Raw genomic sequence first — 18,010 nt, 5'->3', positions numbered from 1 at the left:
CCTTTATTCCCTTTTACAAGCTTTTTTAAACACTTTTTTTAATGTTTCTTTAATCTTGGATTTAACTCGCTGAAAACATGAATCTTGAAACTAATTTTTTTTTCTATCACCCTGCGCAAGCTTCAGGAATAACACAAGCAACTCGACTTTATCGAGGAAAACTATAGGCAACATTATATATAGGTACTCTTATCACTGTCTTTTTTAATTTATGAAATCCTTCTAGATGCTGAGTTTCATTGTCGTTTAACCAGATTGTGACTTACCAAAATTACTACCCTAGCCCCGATAGCAGTGAAAATCCTTTTCTCTCGTTTCTTTTTGCGAGAGAAAAGATTGAAACGAATAGCGGGAAATAGCTCCTAAATAAAAACATCCCTTCTTTACCTATATATAATGAGTACCGATTTTGTTTTACATCTATATAGTAACAAACCTTACATATATATTGTATGTATTTTTGTAATGGTCTATATTTGCATTCTTAAAATAATAAACAATGATTAAGATTACTTTGCCCGACGGGTCAGTTAAAGAGTTTGCTCCAGGGGTAACTCCCATGGATGTTGCTAAAAGCATTAGTGAAGGATTTGCCAGAAATGTAATTTCGGCTTCTTTTGATGGTACAACTGTGGAAACCACAACTCCTTTGACGACGGACGGCAGTCTTATATTATATACGTGGAATGATGCTGATGGAAAAAAAGCTTTTTGGCATTCGACTTCTCACGTTATGGCACAGGTTCTTGAGGAATTGTACCCAGGAATAAAATTAACTCTTGGACCAGCAATATCTAATGGTTTTTATTATGATGTAGATTTTGAAGACCAGAAAATAACAGATGCTGACTTCAAAAAAATCGAAGATCGTGTTCTTGAAATATCAAGAGGAAAGCATGAGTTCAAATTACGTCCCGTTTCTAAAGCAGAAGCTCTGGAATTATACAAAGACAATGTTTACAAGACTGAATTGATTACCAACCTTGAGGACGGAACAATTACGTTTTGCGATCATGATACGTTTACTGACTTATGTCGTGGTGGTCATATTCCGAATACCGGAATAATCAAAGCGATGAAAATCATGAGTGTTGCTGGAGCCTACTGGCGTGGTGATGAAAAAAACAAACAGTTGACTCGTGTTTATGGAACTTCGTTTCCCAAACAAAAAGACTTAACAGAATATCTAGAATTACTGGAAGAAGCGAAACGTCGTGACCATAGAAAACTAGGAAAAGAACTTGAACTGTTTGCCTTTTCACAAAAAGTAGGTGCAGGTTTGCCATTGTGGTTACCGAAAGGTGCTGCTTTAAGAGATCGACTAGAACAGTTTTTGAAAAAAGCACAGAAAAAAGGTGGATACGAGCAAGTGGTTACGCCACATATTGGTCAGAAAGAACTGTATGTAACTTCGGGGCATTATGCAAAATATGGTGCTGATAGCTTCCAACCTATAAGTACTCCAGCAGAAGGTGAAGAGTTTTTATTGAAACCAATGAATTGCCCTCATCACTGTGAAATTTACAATGTACGCCCTTGGTCATACAAAGATTTACCGAAGCGTTATGCTGAATTTGGTACAGTTTACAGATACGAACAAAGTGGGGAATTACACGGTTTGACTCGTGTAAGAGGGTTTACTCAGGATGACGCCCATATTTTTTGTACTCCGGAACAACTAGACGAAGAGTTTAAGAAAGTAATTGACTTGGTACTATATGTATTTGGTTCATTAGGATTTGAAAACTTTACAGCTCAGATTTCTTTGAGAGACAAAGAGAATAGAGATAAGTATATAGGTACTGACGAAAATTGGGAAAAAGCAGAAAATGCAATTATCAACGCTGCAGCAGATAAAGGTTTGAATACAGTAGTTGAATATGGCGAAGCTGCTTTCTATGGTCCGAAATTAGATTTCATGGTAAAAGATGCCTTGGGAAGACAATGGCAATTAGGAACGATTCAAGTGGATTATAACCTACCGGAACGTTTTGACTTGACCTACAAAGGATCTGATAACGAATTACATAGACCTGTGATGATTCACAGAGCTCCTTTTGGATCTATGGAACGATTTATAGCTATTTTACTAGAGCATACAGCAGGAAATTTCCCGCTTTGGTTGATGCCTGAACAAGCTATAATATTGTCTTTGAGCGAGAAATATGAAATATATGCGAAAAAAGTTTTAGATTTGCTAGAAAATCACGAAATTCGCGCCCTCATTGATAATAGAAACGAGACAATTGGTAAGAAAATCAGGGATGCAGAAATGCAAAAAACCCCGTTTATGTTGATTGTAGGTGAGGAAGAAGAGAAAAATGGCACTATATCAATCCGCCGTCATGGACAGGAAGGAAAAGGAAATATCAGCGTTACAATAGAAGAATTTGTTGCTATTGTAAACGAAGAGATCAACAAAACATTAAAAGTATTTACAGTTTAACTTAAATTATAAAGTCATAGCAATAAGAAGCAACAGAGGTTACCAACCTCGCGTAGAAAAAAAAGATGCACACAGAATAAACAATCTTATTCGTGGTGTACAAGAAGTAAGACTTGTAGGAGAGAACATTGAACCAGGAGTTTTTAAACTTTCGGAAGCTTTAAGATTAGCGGATCAATTTGAATTAGATTTAGTAGAGATTTCTCCTAATGCTGAACCTCCGGTTTGCAAAATCATGGATTACAAGAAATTTGTTTACGAACAAAAGAAACGTGATAAAGTCTTGAAAGCGAAATCTACACAAGTTGTTGTGAAAGAAATCCGTTTTGGTCCTCAAACCGATGAGCATGATTATGAGTTTAAGAGAAAGAACGCTGAAAAATTCTTAAAGGAGGGAGCAAAATTGAAAGCTTTCGTTTTCTTTAAAGGACGTTCAATTATCTATAAAGATCAAGGTCAAATCTTATTATTAAGATTAGCAACAGATCTTGAAGAGTTTGGTAAAGTGGAAGCGATGCCAGTTCTTGAAGGAAAGAGAATGATTATGTTCATTGCTCCTAAGAAAAAGAAGTAAACAGTTTGCAGTATTCAGTTTTAACCTGAAACTTTAAACAAAAGATAAGTAAGTAAGAATAAATTAAAACACTAGGAAAAAATGCCTAAAATGAAAACCAAATCTAGCGCCAAGAAACGTTTCAAAGTTACTGGTTCTGGAAAGATTAAAAGAAAGCATGCTTTTAAAAGTCACATCTTGACTAAAAAATCTAAAAAACGTAAATTAGCATTGACACACTCTGCGCTAGTTCACAAAACAGATATGAAAAGCATCAAACAACAATTAAGAATTATATAATAATTCTTTAGGTTAAAACAATTTAAAAAATAACCTTGGAGTATGGCTTTTAAGTTCTCTTGATTTAATTCGGGACGCCTGCTACAAAAAAACAATAAAATTATGCCAAGATCGGTAAATTCAGTTGCTAAAAGAGCAAGAAGAAAAAAAATAATGAAGCAAGCCAAAGGTTTCTTTGGTAGACGTAAAAACGTTTGGACAGTTGCTAAGAATGCGGTAGAGAAAGCAATGTGCTACGCTTACCGTGACAGAAAAGTGAATAAAAGAAATTTCCGTGCATTATGGATTCAACGTATCAACGCTGGAGCTAGATTGGAAGGAATGTCATATTCTCAATTCATGGGTAAAGTGAAAAAGCAAAATATCGAATTGAACCGTAAAGTTCTTGCAGATTTAGCTATGAACCACCCAGAAGCTTTCAAAGCAATACTTAATAAAGTAAAATAAACGTTTTATCAACTCAATTTAGATTACTTACTTATAGAGAAACCTCAATCGAAAGATTGGGGTTTTTTGTTTTTTAAATGGTATTTAAACCATCATTAAAAAATATAAATTATACTAATCAGAACACTTTTGTATTGTAATTAATTTCTGTACTTTCGGCAAATGATACTTAGAAAACTACATTTCCCGATTTATATATTATCATTCGTCTTCCTTTTTGTCACTCAATCCTGTGAGAAAAAAAAGCAAAATAATTCCCAAAAAAAACACAATACTACCGAAATTGAACGACTTCTAAAACTGGCTCATATGCATTATGAAAATGGTAAATTTGATAGTTCATACTATTTTTATAACAAAGCCAAATCTACCGCCGAATTAAAAAAAGATACTTCTAGAATTATTCATTCATTAGCATGGATGGCGCAAATACAAAGAAACCAAGGAGATTATACAGGTAGTGAGACCACAAGTATTGAAGCCTTCCCGATTATAGAAAACTCTAATAAATACCCATATGGGGAAACTAATATATACATTGGCCTAGGAAATAATTACTTAAATACTTTTGATTATGACAATGCTATATATTACTTCAAAAAAGCAATAAACTCTAAAACAGATAAAATTGACAAAGCTGGTATAATAAATAATATCGGTGTCACTTATATAGAAAAGGGTAATTACCAAAAAGCACTACAAATACTTTTACCCTTACTTAAAAAAAAAGAAGTAATAAATGATGAAGAAACATATGCTCGAATAAACGATAATTTAGGTGACGCATATGATAAATCTAAAAATTCAAAGGCATTTTTCTATTTAAATTTAGGCTTAAAAATAAGGGAACAAATAAAGGATGACTGGGGAATGCTTTCGAGTTATTATCATCTTTCGCTATATTATAAAAAAAGTAACCCAAAATTAGCTGCAGATTATGCATTATTAACCTATGAAAAAGCAACCAAAATAAATAGTGTTGATGATCGTTTACGATCTTTAGAACTATTAATACAAAACAGTACGGGAAATAAATTGAAAAGACATTCCTTGCTCTATCTTCATATCAACGACAGTATCTACAAAGTACGACTAAATGTAAAAAATCAATTTGCTAAAATCAAATACGATTCCAAGAAAGAAAAGGATGAAAATCTAAAACTAAAAGCGCAAAAGGTACTTCAAGAAGGACAGCAACATAACAGAAATCTCTTCTTATATTTCGGTTTTGGAATTATTATTTTGACAAGTATTTTAATCTCTAATTTTCTTATAGCCAAAAATAAAAGAGAAAAAATAAAAGCCTCCTATACTACAGAAATTCGAATTGCTAAAAAACTTCATGATGAGTTGGCTAATGATGTGTATCATACCATGGCTTTTGCTGAAACACAGGATTTATCCACCAGACAGAATAAAGAAATATTACTCAACAATCTAGACACAATTTATTCCAGAACGCGAAATATTTCTAAAGAAAATAGTACTATAGAAGCAGGTCCACTATTTCTATCCGGATTAAAAGAAATGATATCGGGCTTTAATAATAATGAAGTAAATATATTGACAAATGGAATAGATACAGTCAATTGGAAAGCTTTAGAAGGCAATAAAAAAATTGCAGTTTATCGCGTACTTCAAGAATTACTTGTCAACATGAAAAAACACAGTCAATGCAGCTTAGTCGTAATCTCTTTCAAAAAAAATGAAGGAAAATTACAAATCGATTATAGTGATAACGGAGTTGGAGCTACATTTGAAAAATTGACCTCAAAAAATGGATTACATAATGTAGAAAACCGCATCCAGTCCATAAAAGGAACTATTTCATTTGACACTAAATCTAACAAAGGATTCAAAGTAAGTTTTATGTTTCCAATATAACCAGAGTCTTAAACTCAATAAAATATTAGTTTCCAAAGTATATTGCTACGGCTATTGTTTATGTATATATTTTTTAATTATATACTGAGATATTGGCTTTAATGTTTTCTCTGTTTCTGGATGCAATCCAGGCTGATTGAAATACTCATAATTTCCATCAAATGATTTTCCATACCAAACTATAGGCTTTCCTTTTTCGAAGAAAACCGTATTTGTGTTAACCTCTATTTTTTTAAAGGATAATAAATTTTCGTTTAAAACTTCAACAGATGTAGAATTTTCAGAACCTGGTTTTTCATTTTTACAATCCACAGCTTCATAATGATTGCCGTCCCACATCATACATTCTTTTTCCGGAAAAATTATATTCTTTACAGTATACCCCATAAAAAACAAGGATAAGAATACAGTAAAAATAATTACTTTTCTTTTTTCGAATCTACCAATATTCTTTGGTTCAAATCCCTTTTCAACCCATTTATCTAAAGGAAGATTCTTTTCACCCGCTTTATCTTTCTCCATTAATGACGGAACCTCTACATTACCTATTTCATTAATTTTCACATTAAGTAAATACTTATTGTAAGGTCTTGGATTAAAATCAATAAGAATGGCTGCCAATTCAATCCTTACTGAATTCTCTGAATCTTTCTCTCCTTTCAAAAATGATATAATAGGTCTAAATCTAGCTATATCAGAACGCTCCATAGACTTCCTTAAACTCTCCTCCTCTTTTACATTAAAAAATAATCTAAATATATTTTCATCTGATTTTGATAATAAATTATCGAAAATCATTAAACACAGATTTCGCAATTGTGCAGGTGTAGGATTCAGTAAAATACCCGAAACATCTTCACTTTTCTTTTCTTCATATTTTACTTTAATGGCACTCTTATACTGTTCAAAAGTAATCTTATTCATAAGCATTTACTGGCATTAACAAGCATTAAACGGAACTCATCGGAATTACTGGAATTACCGGAATTCCATTAAAATTATTCAATAAAGACAACATTTCTTTGCTACAGAATTAGTTCCTGTTTTGAATTGCAATCAAGACAAATGTACAAAACTAGTTCTAAAAAAAGTGTTGCTAAACAGATGGCAAGTTTATTCGGGAAGTATAAATCATACTATTCTGTTTCAGCACACTTCACTTCCCAAAAGCAAAAGAGCAAACTGTTTTAATGGATTGCCAATTCCGGCAAAGATTCGATTTGAATATCGGACAGCCCAACCTATGTCTAATTTTTAATTCCAAAAAAATGAAAAGAATAATTCTAGTATCGTGTTATATTATTGCATGTATTGCCATGGTTTCTTGTACCAATGACGAAGTGGAAACAACTCCAAACAATAATAAACAAATATCCGCTGATATTTCTGATAATTCTGGTGGAGGTTCAAGTGGCCAAACTCCAACAACTCCACCAAAACCATAATATAAATAGTTTTTTCTTTTATAACTATATTTAAATTAATTTAAGTATTTTCGGGGAATGGCACTACAAAAGCAACATTTCCCGATTTACTTTTTTTTATTGATATTATCATTTGGGCTACAATCTTGCAAAAAAGAACAACAAAGTATCCAAAAAAAGATAGATAATTCAAATTACATAAAGAATATAACCCTCGCAGAAAAATATATTAATAATCAAGAATTTGACAGTGCTTTCTACTATTATAACAAAATAAAATCAAATAGTAATCCAAATAAAGATCAAGACAAAATTATTTATTGCCTATTAAAACTGGCATATATTCAGCAAGTAAAAGGTGATTATTCCAGTAGCGAATCCAGTGCAACTGAAGCAATACAATATTTTCAAAAAAACACAGATTCTTATTATAAAGTTTCTATTTATAATATACTGGGTATTAATTACAAGAATCTTTATGATTATGATAATGCTATTTACTATTATAATAAAGCACTAAATTTATCAGAGGATGAAATACAAAAAATTGTTCTCAAAAATAATATAGCCGTAGCATATATCGATAAACATAATTATCAACATGCTATAAATATTCTTTTGCCATTGACCTTAAAAAAAGAAGTTTTAAACGATGAAGAGAATTATGCAAGAGTTTTAGATAATTTAGGCCTAGCTTATTTTAAAATAGGTAATCCTAAAAGTTATTCTTATTTGAATCAATCCTTAAAAATAAGAACACATATAAAAGATGACTTTGGAATAACCACGAGCTATCATAATTTATCTGAATTTTACATTAAAACCAATTCAAATTTATCATATAAATATGCTCAATTATCCTATGAAAAAGCAACAAAAATAAACAGTGTTGATGATCGCTTAAAATCATTAGCACTATTGATAGAAAATAGCATTGGGAATGAATCTAAAAAATTCTCTCTGTTTCACTTAAAAATAAATGATAGTATTAATCAAGTGAGACAAAAGGCAAAAAATCAATTTGCTAAAATAAAATATGATTCCAAAAAAGAAAAAGAAGAAAATTTAAAACTAAAAACCCAAAAAGCGGAGAATGCACTTCAATTGGAACAACAAAAAAATAAAAATCAATTTCTATATTTTACAGTAGTAATTATTATCACACTAAGTATATTCATCTTAAATTTTCTCGTTACCAAAAACAAAAGAGAAAAAATAAAAACCTCATACAATACTGAAATTCGGATTGCAAAAAAACTTCATGATGAATTAGCTAACGATGTTTATCATACTATGGCTTTTGCAGAAACACAAGATTTGTCAACCAATGAAAATAAAGAAATATTGCTCACTAATTTAGATACTATTTATTCCCGAACCAGAAACATTTCTAAAGAGAATAGTACAATAGAAACTGGACAACACTTTATATCCAACTTAAAAGAAATGATTTCAAGCTTCAATAACAATACAGTGAATATATTGATTATTGGTATTGACACTATAAATTGGACAGTTTTAGAAAGCAATAAGAAAATTACTGTTTATAGAGTACTTCAAGAACTACTCGTCAACATGAAAAAACACAGTCAAAGTAGTTTAGTAGTGTTAACTTTCAAAAAAAATCAAAAAAAATTACAAATAGATTACAGTGATAACGGTGTTGGAGCTACATTTGATGAAAAAAAATCAAGAAATGGACTACAGAATGTGGAAAACCGTATTCAAGCTATAAAAGGAACAACTACTTTTGAGACTACATCCGACAAAGGATTCAAAGTAAATATTATTTTTCCATCATAATCGTATCCTTATGTTCCAAAAAATTTTAGTCGCCGAAGATTTAGACAGTATCAGTATTACCGTCGTTCAAGCTCTTGAGGAACTTTCAATCGTAGAAATTCACCATGCAAAATATTGCGATGATGCCTTTTTAAAAATAAAAAAAGCGCTTCATGATAATATGCCTTATGATTTATTGATTAGTGATTTATCATTTAAACAAGACCACCGAGAAAATAAACTTTCAACCGGTGAGGAATTAATTGATGCAGTAAAAAAAATACAGCCCAATATAAAGACAATAGTATTTTCCATTGAAGATAAATCCTTTAGAATAAAATCTCTTTTTAACAATTCAGGAATTAATGCCTATGTTTCTAAGGGACGCAATAGCATTCCTCAACTAAAAAACGCAGTTCAAAACATTTTCAATAGTGATGAAAAAATAATTTCTGCTGAATTGTCCCATCTATTAAAAGATAAATCTATTTTGGAAATTGAGGCCTATGATATTTCACTTTTAAAATTATTATCAAAAGGTCTAATTCTGGATGAAATCGCATTAGAATTTAAAAATTCTGAAATCAGTCCTAATGGTACTAGTAGCATAGAAAAACGAATCAACAAACTCAAAATCTACTTCAGGGCCAGCAATAATGTACATCTAATAGCCATCACCAAAGATTTAGGATTAGTATAATTCTTTCCCAAATCAACTCCAAAAGTGGGATTTATAAAACTGAAGGACACTAAATTCGATAAACTCCCAATTATTCGTTTTAAAAATTAGCAATTTCAAATCATAAGAACGGAACAATTTTTAAATATTTTAAAAAAATTATCCCTCTTTACGGTTTCCCGTAAAAAATAAATTTAAATTAAACTTAGGTTTGGCCTGTTTAACTTTAAAATTAAAATAATGGCCAATTTCACAAGTGACGATTTAGCATTTACAGGATATTCACAAACGGTAAATTCGAATGATACTGAAATAGTATATCTAGATAAAACAGAAGAATTTGAAGTAGTTAGTTTTTGCAATCAGTTTTTAGAAAAATATAAAGTCCCTCAAACAAAAGCAAGTTTCCAAAAAGTAGAAAATTTTTTGCAACATTCTATTTTAGAACATCAAGTTTATAAAGAAGAATTGTTAGACTGGATTGCTAGTAATTGGATTAAAATATAAATTAGTCTATCCCAATACTATTATTACAACCTAAATACGGCTTCCCGTAAAGTTGGATTTTTTATTGTGTCTAATTTCGTTTTGATAAAATAAAATTCAATTTCATAAAAGATAATAAAGTCATGATAAAAAACGATAACACAATTCTATTAGACCATAAAGCAAGAAAGAAGGATTTAAAATGGAATAAATTAGTTGATGACTACGTGAATTATGTGAAAGAATATGTCCTCAATTATAAAAAAGCCCTTAAAGGAAATTCCATTTCATTATCAAAATATCCTTACATGAGAGCGAAATCAGAAGCTTTAGGTTTGAAATTAGACAAGGCACAAGAAAAAGAATTATTGACAAAGGAGCAAATAAAAAAAATATTAAAAATTAAAATGAAAATTGTTAATAGTTGCTGTGAATAATTACACATTATATAAATGCCAAATCAAAAAACCTTATTAATAGTACTCATACTATTCCTTACATTATCCCTTGCCCTCTGAAAAAAGAACTTACTTCAATACTTCTAATTATAAATATGATGATGATCAAAGTATTCTAATGGAAAGCTAAAGCAACTGATTTTTATAGCTAAAATCAGTTGAACTAAAAAAGAGAATTTTATGAAAGATTTTGCTTTTAAAATAATAGAAGACTAATAAAACCATTTTTTTTATCTAAAATGAGGTTTCCCGTAAAGAAACTAATTTTAATGAATGTAAGTTTGGAGTCAACTTAAAATTTACACCTATGAAATCTTTATTTTTTTTAAATTTTAGATCATTCTTTGAAGTACAACTAGCAATAATATTTATAGGTGTTAGCTGTATCGCTTATTTAGTATATAAAATTTGGCAAAAAAGATAAGAATGTGGAAAGCCGTAAAGAATTGATTTTTAATAGATTTAGATTTGTTTGTAACTAATTAATATCTAAAAAAATTATGGAACTAACTAATCAACTCAAATCATTGGCTGACAAAATCAATCAGCTAAAAGATAAAATTGAAACTGAAGAATCTACTAAACATGCATTTGTACTACCATTCATCAACATGCTTGGTTACGATGCTTTCAATCCTTTGGAAGTTGTGCCTGAATTTACAGCCGATTTAGGTTTAAAAAAAGGAGAAAAAGTAGATTATGCTATTTTTCAAAACGGAGAACCTATACTGATTGTTGAATGCAAAAGTTGGAAAGAAAATCTCACAATTCACAGTTCTCAGTTATTCCGATATTTTCATGTTACTAAGACACGTTTTGCTCTTTTAACCAATGGAATTCAATATCAGTTTTTTACTGATTTGGACGAAAAAAATAAAATGGACCAAAAACCATTTCTTGAATTTGATATTGTAAATCTCAAAGAAAACTCCATTATTGAAATAGCCAAATTTCATAAATCAAGTTTCAATGTAGACCATATTGTCAACAATGCAAGTGCATTAAAATATACTAAAGAGATAAAAAAGCAAATCAATGATGAACTGGATAACCCTTCCAATGAATTTATTAAACTCTTTGCCAATAAGGTCTACGCTGGAAGACTTACTGAAAAAGTCATGGAAGAATTTAAAGAATTAGTCCAAAAAGCATTCAATCAATTTATAAGTGAAAAAATTAATGATCGTTTAAATGCTGCTCTCAATAAAGAAACTATTAAACAAAAAGAAGAACAAATTGAACCTGTTGAAGAAGAGAGTAGAGTGGTTACCAGCGAAGAGGAGCTGGAAGGTTACCGGATTATAGTTGCCATTTTAAGGCGCAAACTTCCTGTAACCCGAATTATTCATCGTGATACACAATCTTATTTTGGGATTCTTCTTGACGATAACAATCGAAAACCTTTATGTCGATTACATCTCAATGGAGGCAAAAAATATATTGGCCTTTTCAATGAAAATAAAATAGAAATTCGAAAAACCATTCAATCTGTGGATGATATCTATCAATTTGAAAAGGAATTATTGGAGACGGTTGGGTTGTATGAGGTAGAATAATTATTTTAATTATGATTCATATCAAATAACATTAAAACTAAATCATTTATGAAAAAACTAGCTATTCTACTTACAGTTTTCCTGTTTATTTTAAGCTCAAGTATCAATGCACAAAGTGGTCATTATAAAAATGGTAAAGGAAGTTCACACAAAGGAGGTTCTTACAAAAATTCTAGTACTAACAATCATTATAAAAAAAGAAAGTAATACAATCTATTTTTGTAATTTGAAATAAAAGCAAAAACATCCAAATAAAAGGGTGTTTTTTGTTTTCTAGAATAGAATCTTAATAAAAAAGATTCTAATTGAAATATATACTTCTTAATTTTATCAAGCTTTGAATTGCCAGATTTTAAATAAAAACACTATTTTGGCTAAAACCAATATTTGCATTCCACATATTTTTCTCTAAATGAAATCCTTCCTTTCCCTCCTATTTCTTCTTATTGCTTCAGTTACTTTCTCCCAAACCAAACTCCTTTCTTGGAATTTGGAAAACTTTGGCAAATCAAAATCAGAAGAAACAATCAACTACATTGCAAATTCGCTTAAAAATTATGACATCATTGCCATTCAGGAAGTGGTAGCGGGTTACGGTGGAGCGCAAGCAGTAGCAAAACTGGCAGATGAACTCAATCGCAAAGGAGCTAAATGGGATTATGTAATTAGTGACCCAACGAGCAGTAGTGCTTATAAGACCGAGCGCTACGCTTTTATCTGGAAAACAGCCCAGTTAAAGAAAATTGGAAAAGCTTGGCTCGAGAAAAAATACCATTTAGAGATTGATAGGGAGCCGTATTTTTGTACGTTTGAATATCAAAACAAACAGTTTACCGTGGCAAATTTTCATGCCATAACCAAAAATAAACAACCGGAAACCGAGATTAAATATTTCAAATTTCTACCAGATGAATATCCTACTTTAAATTTGATTTTCGCAGGTGATTTCAATTGTCCGCAATCACATACTGTTTTCAATCCTTTGAAAAAAATGGGGTATCAATCAATTTTGGTTGACCAAAAAACATCACTGAAACAAGAATGCAAAAATGATAAATGCCTCGCATCAGAATTTGACAATATGTATTTCAAAACTTCGAAAATCAATTCCATAAATTCGGGTATTATTCCGTTTTACAAAAACTTTAATTCTCTAAAAGAAGCCAGAATAATATCTGATCACATCCCTATTTGGTTTGAATTTTCTTTGAATTAAATCAATCGAAAACTTCAAAATTTTCGCCATCAAAACTGGCAAAAACCATACTGGGATGAGAATCTTGATGAAACATATTACCATTATTATCAATTGCAATTGCACCGGCAAAACCATCATAAGGTTTTAATTCGTTGAACGTTTTACTAAAGGCTTTTTGTAATGTAAAACCATCAGTAACCCGAGTGACAATTTTGGCAGCTGTTGCATTACTTACAATATCCTCACCCACTCCAGTTAAACTCACACCACAAATTGCATTGGCATAATTTCCGGCTACAGTTGCCGAATCTGAAATGCGTCCAGGTATTTCAAAACCTTTCCCACCAGTAGAAGTAGCTGCAGCAATTTTTCCGTTTTGATCTAAAGCCACACAACCCACTGTTCCTGTCCCCAGTGATTTCAGTTTTGCTTCATATTCAGCTCGTCGTTGCGGAATCTCGGTTGAAAAAGATTCAAAACCGTGTTGTCTCGCAAAATTTGTTGCTCCACTCCCACCTAAAACCCTGTCGTCATATTGCATCAATATTTGCGCAACCTGAACGGGATTTTTAACTTCTTCAATATTGATAACGCCACTCATTTTCTGAGTTTCACCATCCATAATTGCAGCGCTCATTCTTATTTTTCCGTCACTTTGTATTTGGGAACCAATTCCTGCATTAAACAATTCGTCATCTTCCAAAAGGGAAACAGCATAAACAACTGTTTCTAATGCTGAATGTGTTTTTAAAAATGTATAGGAATCTTTTACAATTTGCTCAAGCGCATTTTGCTTGGCAACTTTTGTTTCGTGATTGGTAGATGATTCCGAAAAAAAACCGCCATGTATGATTAGTTTCATAATTTACTGATTGCAGATTGCAGGTAGAAACTGCCGTTTGATTTAAACGTATTGTGAAGATTGAATGTGCATTTTATGCGTTTCAAGATTGTAAGTGTCAAATTTACTCATGACGTGCGTCACTAAATGTGAGATTGAAATAGGTTGCCCTAATTCAACTTGCGTTAAATTAGTGTCTTTTATCTCACGACCATCCACCAAAATAACCAACCCAGAACCTATAGCTTCCATCTGGGTATTATTGGTAATCAATAATCCTGTATCTTCTCCAAGTCCTATTCCTAGTACTCTAGGGTTACCAACAACGGCTTGAAAAAGCCTGCCAATTCTACCGCGTTGCACAAAATGGGTATCGATAATAACTCCATCAATCAAACCCAATCCACTGGAGATTTTCACTTCGCCTTTCAATAAAGCTTCCGAGCTACTCCCCTGATAAATCATATTATTAGAAGCCGCCGCTGCTCCAGCTGAAGTCCCGGCATAAATAAATTCTTCGTTATGGTATTTGTCCAATAAAATATCATGAAATGGTGTTCCTCCAAGAATAGAAGTCAATCGCAACTGATCACCTCCGGTAAACATAACGATATCGGCAGCTTTCAATCGAGCTAAAACAGCCTCATCGGCAGCTTGTTCGCGTCTTTCAACAGTAAGTATATCAACATTTTTAGCATTCAAATACTCAAATGCTTTAACATATTCAGGACCAATTTCTCGAGGAATTACAGAAGCCGTTGTAATGATTTCTATTCGTGAATTCTCTTTGTGTTTTGATTCGTTTATTATTCTTTTTAAAATTCCAGTTTCAAAAAAGTTTAAATTGCTAGTAGCATTTTTATCCAAATCAGTTTCAGTAAAACTTCCTTTATCTACTGCACCTCCTATTATTATAAGTTTTCCTAGTATATTCATTTTGTAAAAATAACCAAAAAGATAAAAAAAGCCATTGAACTATCACTTTTTTTTAAATTATCACAAACAGAACCCGTATTGTTTATTTTTAAAGAAATAAATTTTGATTCCTATTTAAAAAAAACTACTTTAGTTGCATTCTGCACTTTTTCTAAAAAACACGATCTAAATACCTGCCTTTTTTTCAAAGTTAGAATCTATCAAATTTAAAATCAAATCATTACACATCCATTTTTCAGTTCAAAAAATAACAATCCCGTTTTATGAAAATAATTAAAGTACAAGCCCTTCGTGGACCCAATATTTGGAGCATCCAAAGAAAAAAATTAATTCAAATGCGATTGGATTTAGAGGAAATGGAACAATTTCCAACTAATAAAATTGAAGGATTTAGAGAACGCATTGAAGCTATGTTTCCTACGATGATTGAACATCGCTGTTCTGAAGGTTGTCGTGGCGGGTTTTTTTCCAGAGTGGAACGCGGTACTTGGATGGGACATGTAATTGAACATATTGCACTTGAAATTCAATCTTTGGCAGGAATGGAAACGGGATTTGGAAGAACCAGAGAAACCAAAACTCCAGGAACTTATAATGTAGTCTTTAGTTATACCGAAGAAAATGTTGGCCTTTTTGCCGCAGAATCTTCTGTTGCAATTGCTGAAGCATTAATCGCTGGAACGGATTACGATTTGAATGCCGACTTACAAAAAATGCGTGAAATACGGGAACGTGTACGACTTGGACCAAGTACCGGAAGTATTGTAGAAGAAGCCGTTTCCAGAAATATTCCTTGGATAAGACTTGGAACTAATTCTTTAGTTCAGTTAGGATACGGAATCAACCAAATGCGTTTTCAAGCAACAATCACTTGTAAAACCAGTAGTATTGCTGTAGACATAGCTTGTAACAAAGAGCTTACAAAAAAAATGTTGGACATGGCTTCGATTCCAGTTGCCAATGGAAGTATTTGCACTGACGAAGAAGGTTTGGCTGAAACTATTAAAAAAATTGGTTATCCTATCGTATTAAAACCTTTGGATGGAAATCATGGAAAAGGTGCTTCCATTAATGTTACCAATTGGGAAGATGCGCTTTCAGGCTTGGCATTCGCACAAGAATATGGCAAACGTGTTATCGTAGAAAAATTTATTACTGGTTTCGACTTTAGAATATTAGTGATTGATAATAAATTAGTTGCTGCCGCAAAACGTGTTCCTGCTCACATAATAGGAAATGGAAAAGACAGTATTCAGCATTTAATAGACACTACTAATCTAGATCCCAGAAGAGGTTATGGCCATGAAAATGTGTTAACCCAAATTGATGTAGACAGAGATACTGAAGATTTATTAGAAAAATTAGGCTATACATTAGAGACCATTCCTAGAATTGGTGAAATCGTATTTCTAAAATCCACTGCAAATTTAAGCACGGGCGGAACTTCTGTAGATGTCACTGATATGATGCACCCCGAAAATATCTTTCTGGCCGAAAGAATTTCAAGAGTAATTGGACTGGACGTTTGTGGTGTTGATATTATGGCAGAGAATTTAACGCAACCGTTAAAAGAAAATGGTGGTGTAATCTTGGAAGTCAATGCAGCTCCAGGTTTTAGAATGCATCTTGCACCTTCTGAAGGATTACCTAGAAACGTGGCTTCACCAGTTATTGACATGTTATATCCTCCGGGTAAATCCTTTCGCATTCCTATAATGGCTGTGACGGGAACCAATGGTAAAACCACTACTACGCGACTTTTGGCACATATTGTGAAAAATAATGGATTCAAGGTGGGATTCACCACATCGGATGGGATTTATATTCAAAATCACATGATGGAAAAAGGGGATACTACCGGACCCCTAAGTGCCGAATATGTTTTGAGAGATCCAACAGTAGAATTCGCAGTTTTAGAAACCGCTCGCGGTGGAATCCTTCGTTCCGGTTTAGGTTTCAGCCGTTGCGATATTGGAATTATTACCAATATTCAGGAAGATCATTTGGGTTTAAGTGATATTCATTCTCTTGACGATTTGGCAAGAGTTAAAGCAACAGTTGTAAAAAGCATCAAGAAAGACGGTTGGGCAGTTTTAAATGGAGACGATGAACATTGTGTAAAAATAGGTCAAGATTTAAATTGCAATGTCGCTTATTTTAGTCTGAGTGAAGACGGTGATTTCATTAAAAAACTTTGTGCTGAAGGAAAAACGGTTGCCGTATATGAAAATGGATTTATAACCATCAAAAAAGGCGAATGGAAAATCCGAATCGAACGCGCTACTCACGTTCCTTTAACATTAGGCGGAAAAGCAAAATTCATGATTGCCAATGTACTTGCGGCAACTTTAGCGAGTTATTTGTGGGGTTTTAAAACCGAAGATATTAGTTTGTCTTTACAGACTTTTATTCCAAGTGCGGCACAAACTCCCGGTCGTATGAATATTTTTGAGTTCAAAAAATTCAAAGTATTGATTGATTTTGCTCATAATCCATCCGGGTACAAAGGGGTGGAAGAATATTTGCAAAGTGTCGATGCTACCAAGAAAATTGGAATTATTGCTGGTGTTGGAGACCGTCGTGACGAAGATATTAAAGAATGTGCTTTTATAGCAGCCCGAATGTTTGACCACATTATCATTCGACAAGAAAAATACCTGAGAGGAAGAACCGAAGAGGAAATTATTGATTTAATACTCGAAGGAATTAAAAATTCCGGCAAAATAGTCACTTATGAAATTATTCCTAAAGAAACCGAAGCGATAAAACACGCCATCAATTGCGCCGAAGAAGGAAGCTTCATTACCGCATTAAGTGATGTGGTTACTAATGCTATCGATATTGTACAAGAATATTTAGATAAAGAAAACGAACACGGAAGCGTTTAATTTTTTTGAACAAACCATAAAAGCTACTGTAACAAGTAGCTTTTTTTGGCTTCATTATTAACTTTTAACCCCATAAATTACGATTTAATTTGGAGCTATTCCTGCTTTCACCTTTATCTTTGTTCGTTCCTC

At 32.2% G+C, this 18,010-nt stretch carries 17 protein-coding genes and 1 pseudogene; 15 read left to right on the top strand and 3 right to left on the bottom strand.

All coding sequences use genetic code 11. From position 1 onward, the window contains the following. Positions 1 to 499 precede the first annotated feature (499 nt). From thrS to OA85_RS09275, 5 genes are all read left to right on the top strand, one after another. Positions 500 to 2,446: a threonine--tRNA ligase gene (thrS, locus tag OA85_RS09295; protein ID WP_039109229.1), complete on the top strand. Its 1,947-nt coding sequence runs from the start codon at positions 500 to 502 to the stop codon at positions 2,444 to 2,446. Positions 2,447 to 2,462: 16 nt separating this feature from the next. Then, a complete protein-coding gene (gene infC / locus OA85_RS17195) occupies positions 2,463 to 3,020 on the top strand; it encodes a translation initiation factor IF-3 (protein ID WP_369699884.1) in 558 nt (185 codons plus the stop codon). An 81-nt stretch (positions 3,021 to 3,101) separates the two neighbouring features. Beyond that, positions 3,102 to 3,299: a 50S ribosomal protein L35 gene (gene rpmI, locus OA85_RS09285; RefSeq protein WP_022827375.1), complete on the top strand. Its 198-nt coding sequence runs from the start codon at positions 3,102 to 3,104 to the stop codon at positions 3,297 to 3,299. Between the two features lie 102 nt (positions 3,300 to 3,401). Then, a complete protein-coding gene (rplT, locus tag OA85_RS09280; protein ID WP_039109227.1) occupies positions 3,402 to 3,746 on the top strand; it encodes a 50S ribosomal protein L20 in 345 nt (114 codons plus the stop codon). Between the two features lie 309 nt (positions 3,747 to 4,055). Beyond that, a complete protein-coding gene (locus tag OA85_RS09275) occupies positions 4,056 to 5,630 on the top strand; it encodes a tetratricopeptide repeat-containing sensor histidine kinase (RefSeq protein ID WP_052257179.1) in 1,575 nt (524 codons plus the stop codon). 51 nt (positions 5,631 to 5,681) lie between these two features. On the opposite strand, the gene OA85_RS09270 is transcribed toward OA85_RS09275, so the two are convergent. Beyond that, positions 5,682 to 6,554, bottom strand: coding sequence for a hypothetical protein (locus OA85_RS09270; RefSeq protein ID WP_156129425.1), 873 nt, complete (start codon positions 6,552 to 6,554; stop codon positions 5,682 to 5,684). A gap of 344 nt (positions 6,555 to 6,898) precedes the next feature. Between OA85_RS09270 and OA85_RS17400 the strand changes: the two genes are divergently transcribed. From OA85_RS17400 to OA85_RS09240, 9 genes and pseudogenes are all read left to right on the top strand, one after another. Next, the gene (locus tag OA85_RS17400; RefSeq protein ID WP_156129424.1) at positions 6,899 to 7,075 is read left to right on the top strand and encodes a hypothetical protein; all 177 of its coding nucleotides are present in this window, start codon (positions 6,899 to 6,901) and stop codon (positions 7,073 to 7,075) included. 57 nt (positions 7,076 to 7,132) lie between these two features. Beyond that, the gene (locus OA85_RS09265; protein ID WP_039109224.1) at positions 7,133 to 8,857 is read left to right on the top strand and encodes a tetratricopeptide repeat-containing sensor histidine kinase; all 1,725 of its coding nucleotides are present in this window, start codon (positions 7,133 to 7,135) and stop codon (positions 8,855 to 8,857) included. Positions 8,858 to 8,867: 10 nt separating this feature from the next. Next, complete coding sequence (locus OA85_RS09260) at positions 8,868 to 9,536, top strand: response regulator (RefSeq protein WP_039109223.1); 669 nt, start codon at positions 8,868 to 8,870, stop codon at positions 9,534 to 9,536. 219 nt (positions 9,537 to 9,755) lie between these two features. Then, entirely contained in the window at positions 9,756 to 10,022 is a 267-nt protein-coding gene (locus OA85_RS09255) for a hypothetical protein (RefSeq protein WP_039109222.1), read from the top strand. Between the two features lie 122 nt (positions 10,023 to 10,144). After that, positions 10,145 to 10,438 carry a hypothetical protein gene (locus OA85_RS09250; protein WP_052257178.1) on the top strand — a complete coding sequence of 98 codons (294 nt, stop codon included), beginning with the start codon at positions 10,145 to 10,147 and terminating at the stop codon, positions 10,436 to 10,438. 521 nt (positions 10,439 to 10,959) lie between these two features. Next, positions 10,960 to 11,322, top strand: a pseudogene (locus OA85_RS17765) (type I restriction endonuclease); the annotation flags it as partial. Between the two features lie 487 nt (positions 11,323 to 11,809). Beyond that, a complete protein-coding gene (locus OA85_RS17760) occupies positions 11,810 to 11,926 on the top strand; it encodes a DUF1563 domain-containing protein (protein ID WP_369699883.1) in 117 nt (38 codons plus the stop codon). A 137-nt stretch (positions 11,927 to 12,063) separates the two neighbouring features. After that, the gene (locus tag OA85_RS17395; RefSeq protein ID WP_156129423.1) at positions 12,064 to 12,222 is read left to right on the top strand and encodes a hypothetical protein; all 159 of its coding nucleotides are present in this window, start codon (positions 12,064 to 12,066) and stop codon (positions 12,220 to 12,222) included. 205 nt (positions 12,223 to 12,427) lie between these two features. Next, on the top strand, positions 12,428 to 13,231 hold the full coding sequence (locus OA85_RS09240) for an endonuclease/exonuclease/phosphatase family protein (RefSeq protein WP_039109220.1): 804 nt from the start codon (positions 12,428 to 12,430) through the stop codon (positions 13,229 to 13,231). Position 13,232: 1 nt separating this feature from the next. On the opposite strand, the gene OA85_RS09235 is transcribed toward OA85_RS09240, so the two are convergent. Together OA85_RS09235 and OA85_RS09230 are read right to left on the bottom strand one after the other, a co-directional pair. After that, positions 13,233 to 14,075 (bottom strand): isoaspartyl peptidase/L-asparaginase, encoded by an 843-nt coding sequence (locus OA85_RS09235; RefSeq protein ID WP_039109219.1) that lies wholly within the window; start codon positions 14,073 to 14,075, stop codon positions 13,233 to 13,235. 42 nt (positions 14,076 to 14,117) lie between these two features. Further along, positions 14,118 to 14,990 (bottom strand): cyanophycinase, encoded by an 873-nt coding sequence (locus OA85_RS09230; protein ID WP_039109218.1) that lies wholly within the window; start codon positions 14,988 to 14,990, stop codon positions 14,118 to 14,120. Between the two features lie 263 nt (positions 14,991 to 15,253). Between OA85_RS09230 and cphA the strand changes: the two genes are divergently transcribed. Continuing rightward, positions 15,254 to 17,878 (top strand): cyanophycin synthetase, encoded by a 2,625-nt coding sequence (gene cphA, locus OA85_RS09225; RefSeq protein ID WP_039109217.1) that lies wholly within the window; start codon positions 15,254 to 15,256, stop codon positions 17,876 to 17,878. Positions 17,879 to 18,010: the final 132 nt, after the last annotated feature.

The sequence above is a fragment of the Flavobacterium sp. AED genome (genome assembly GCF_000812945.1).
In the GTDB taxonomy this organism is placed as follows: Bacteria; Bacteroidota; Bacteroidia; order Flavobacteriales; family Flavobacteriaceae; genus Flavobacterium.
The sequence above is the reverse complement of the archived record's forward strand: the minus strand, read 5'-3'. Positions and strand labels throughout refer to the sequence as shown.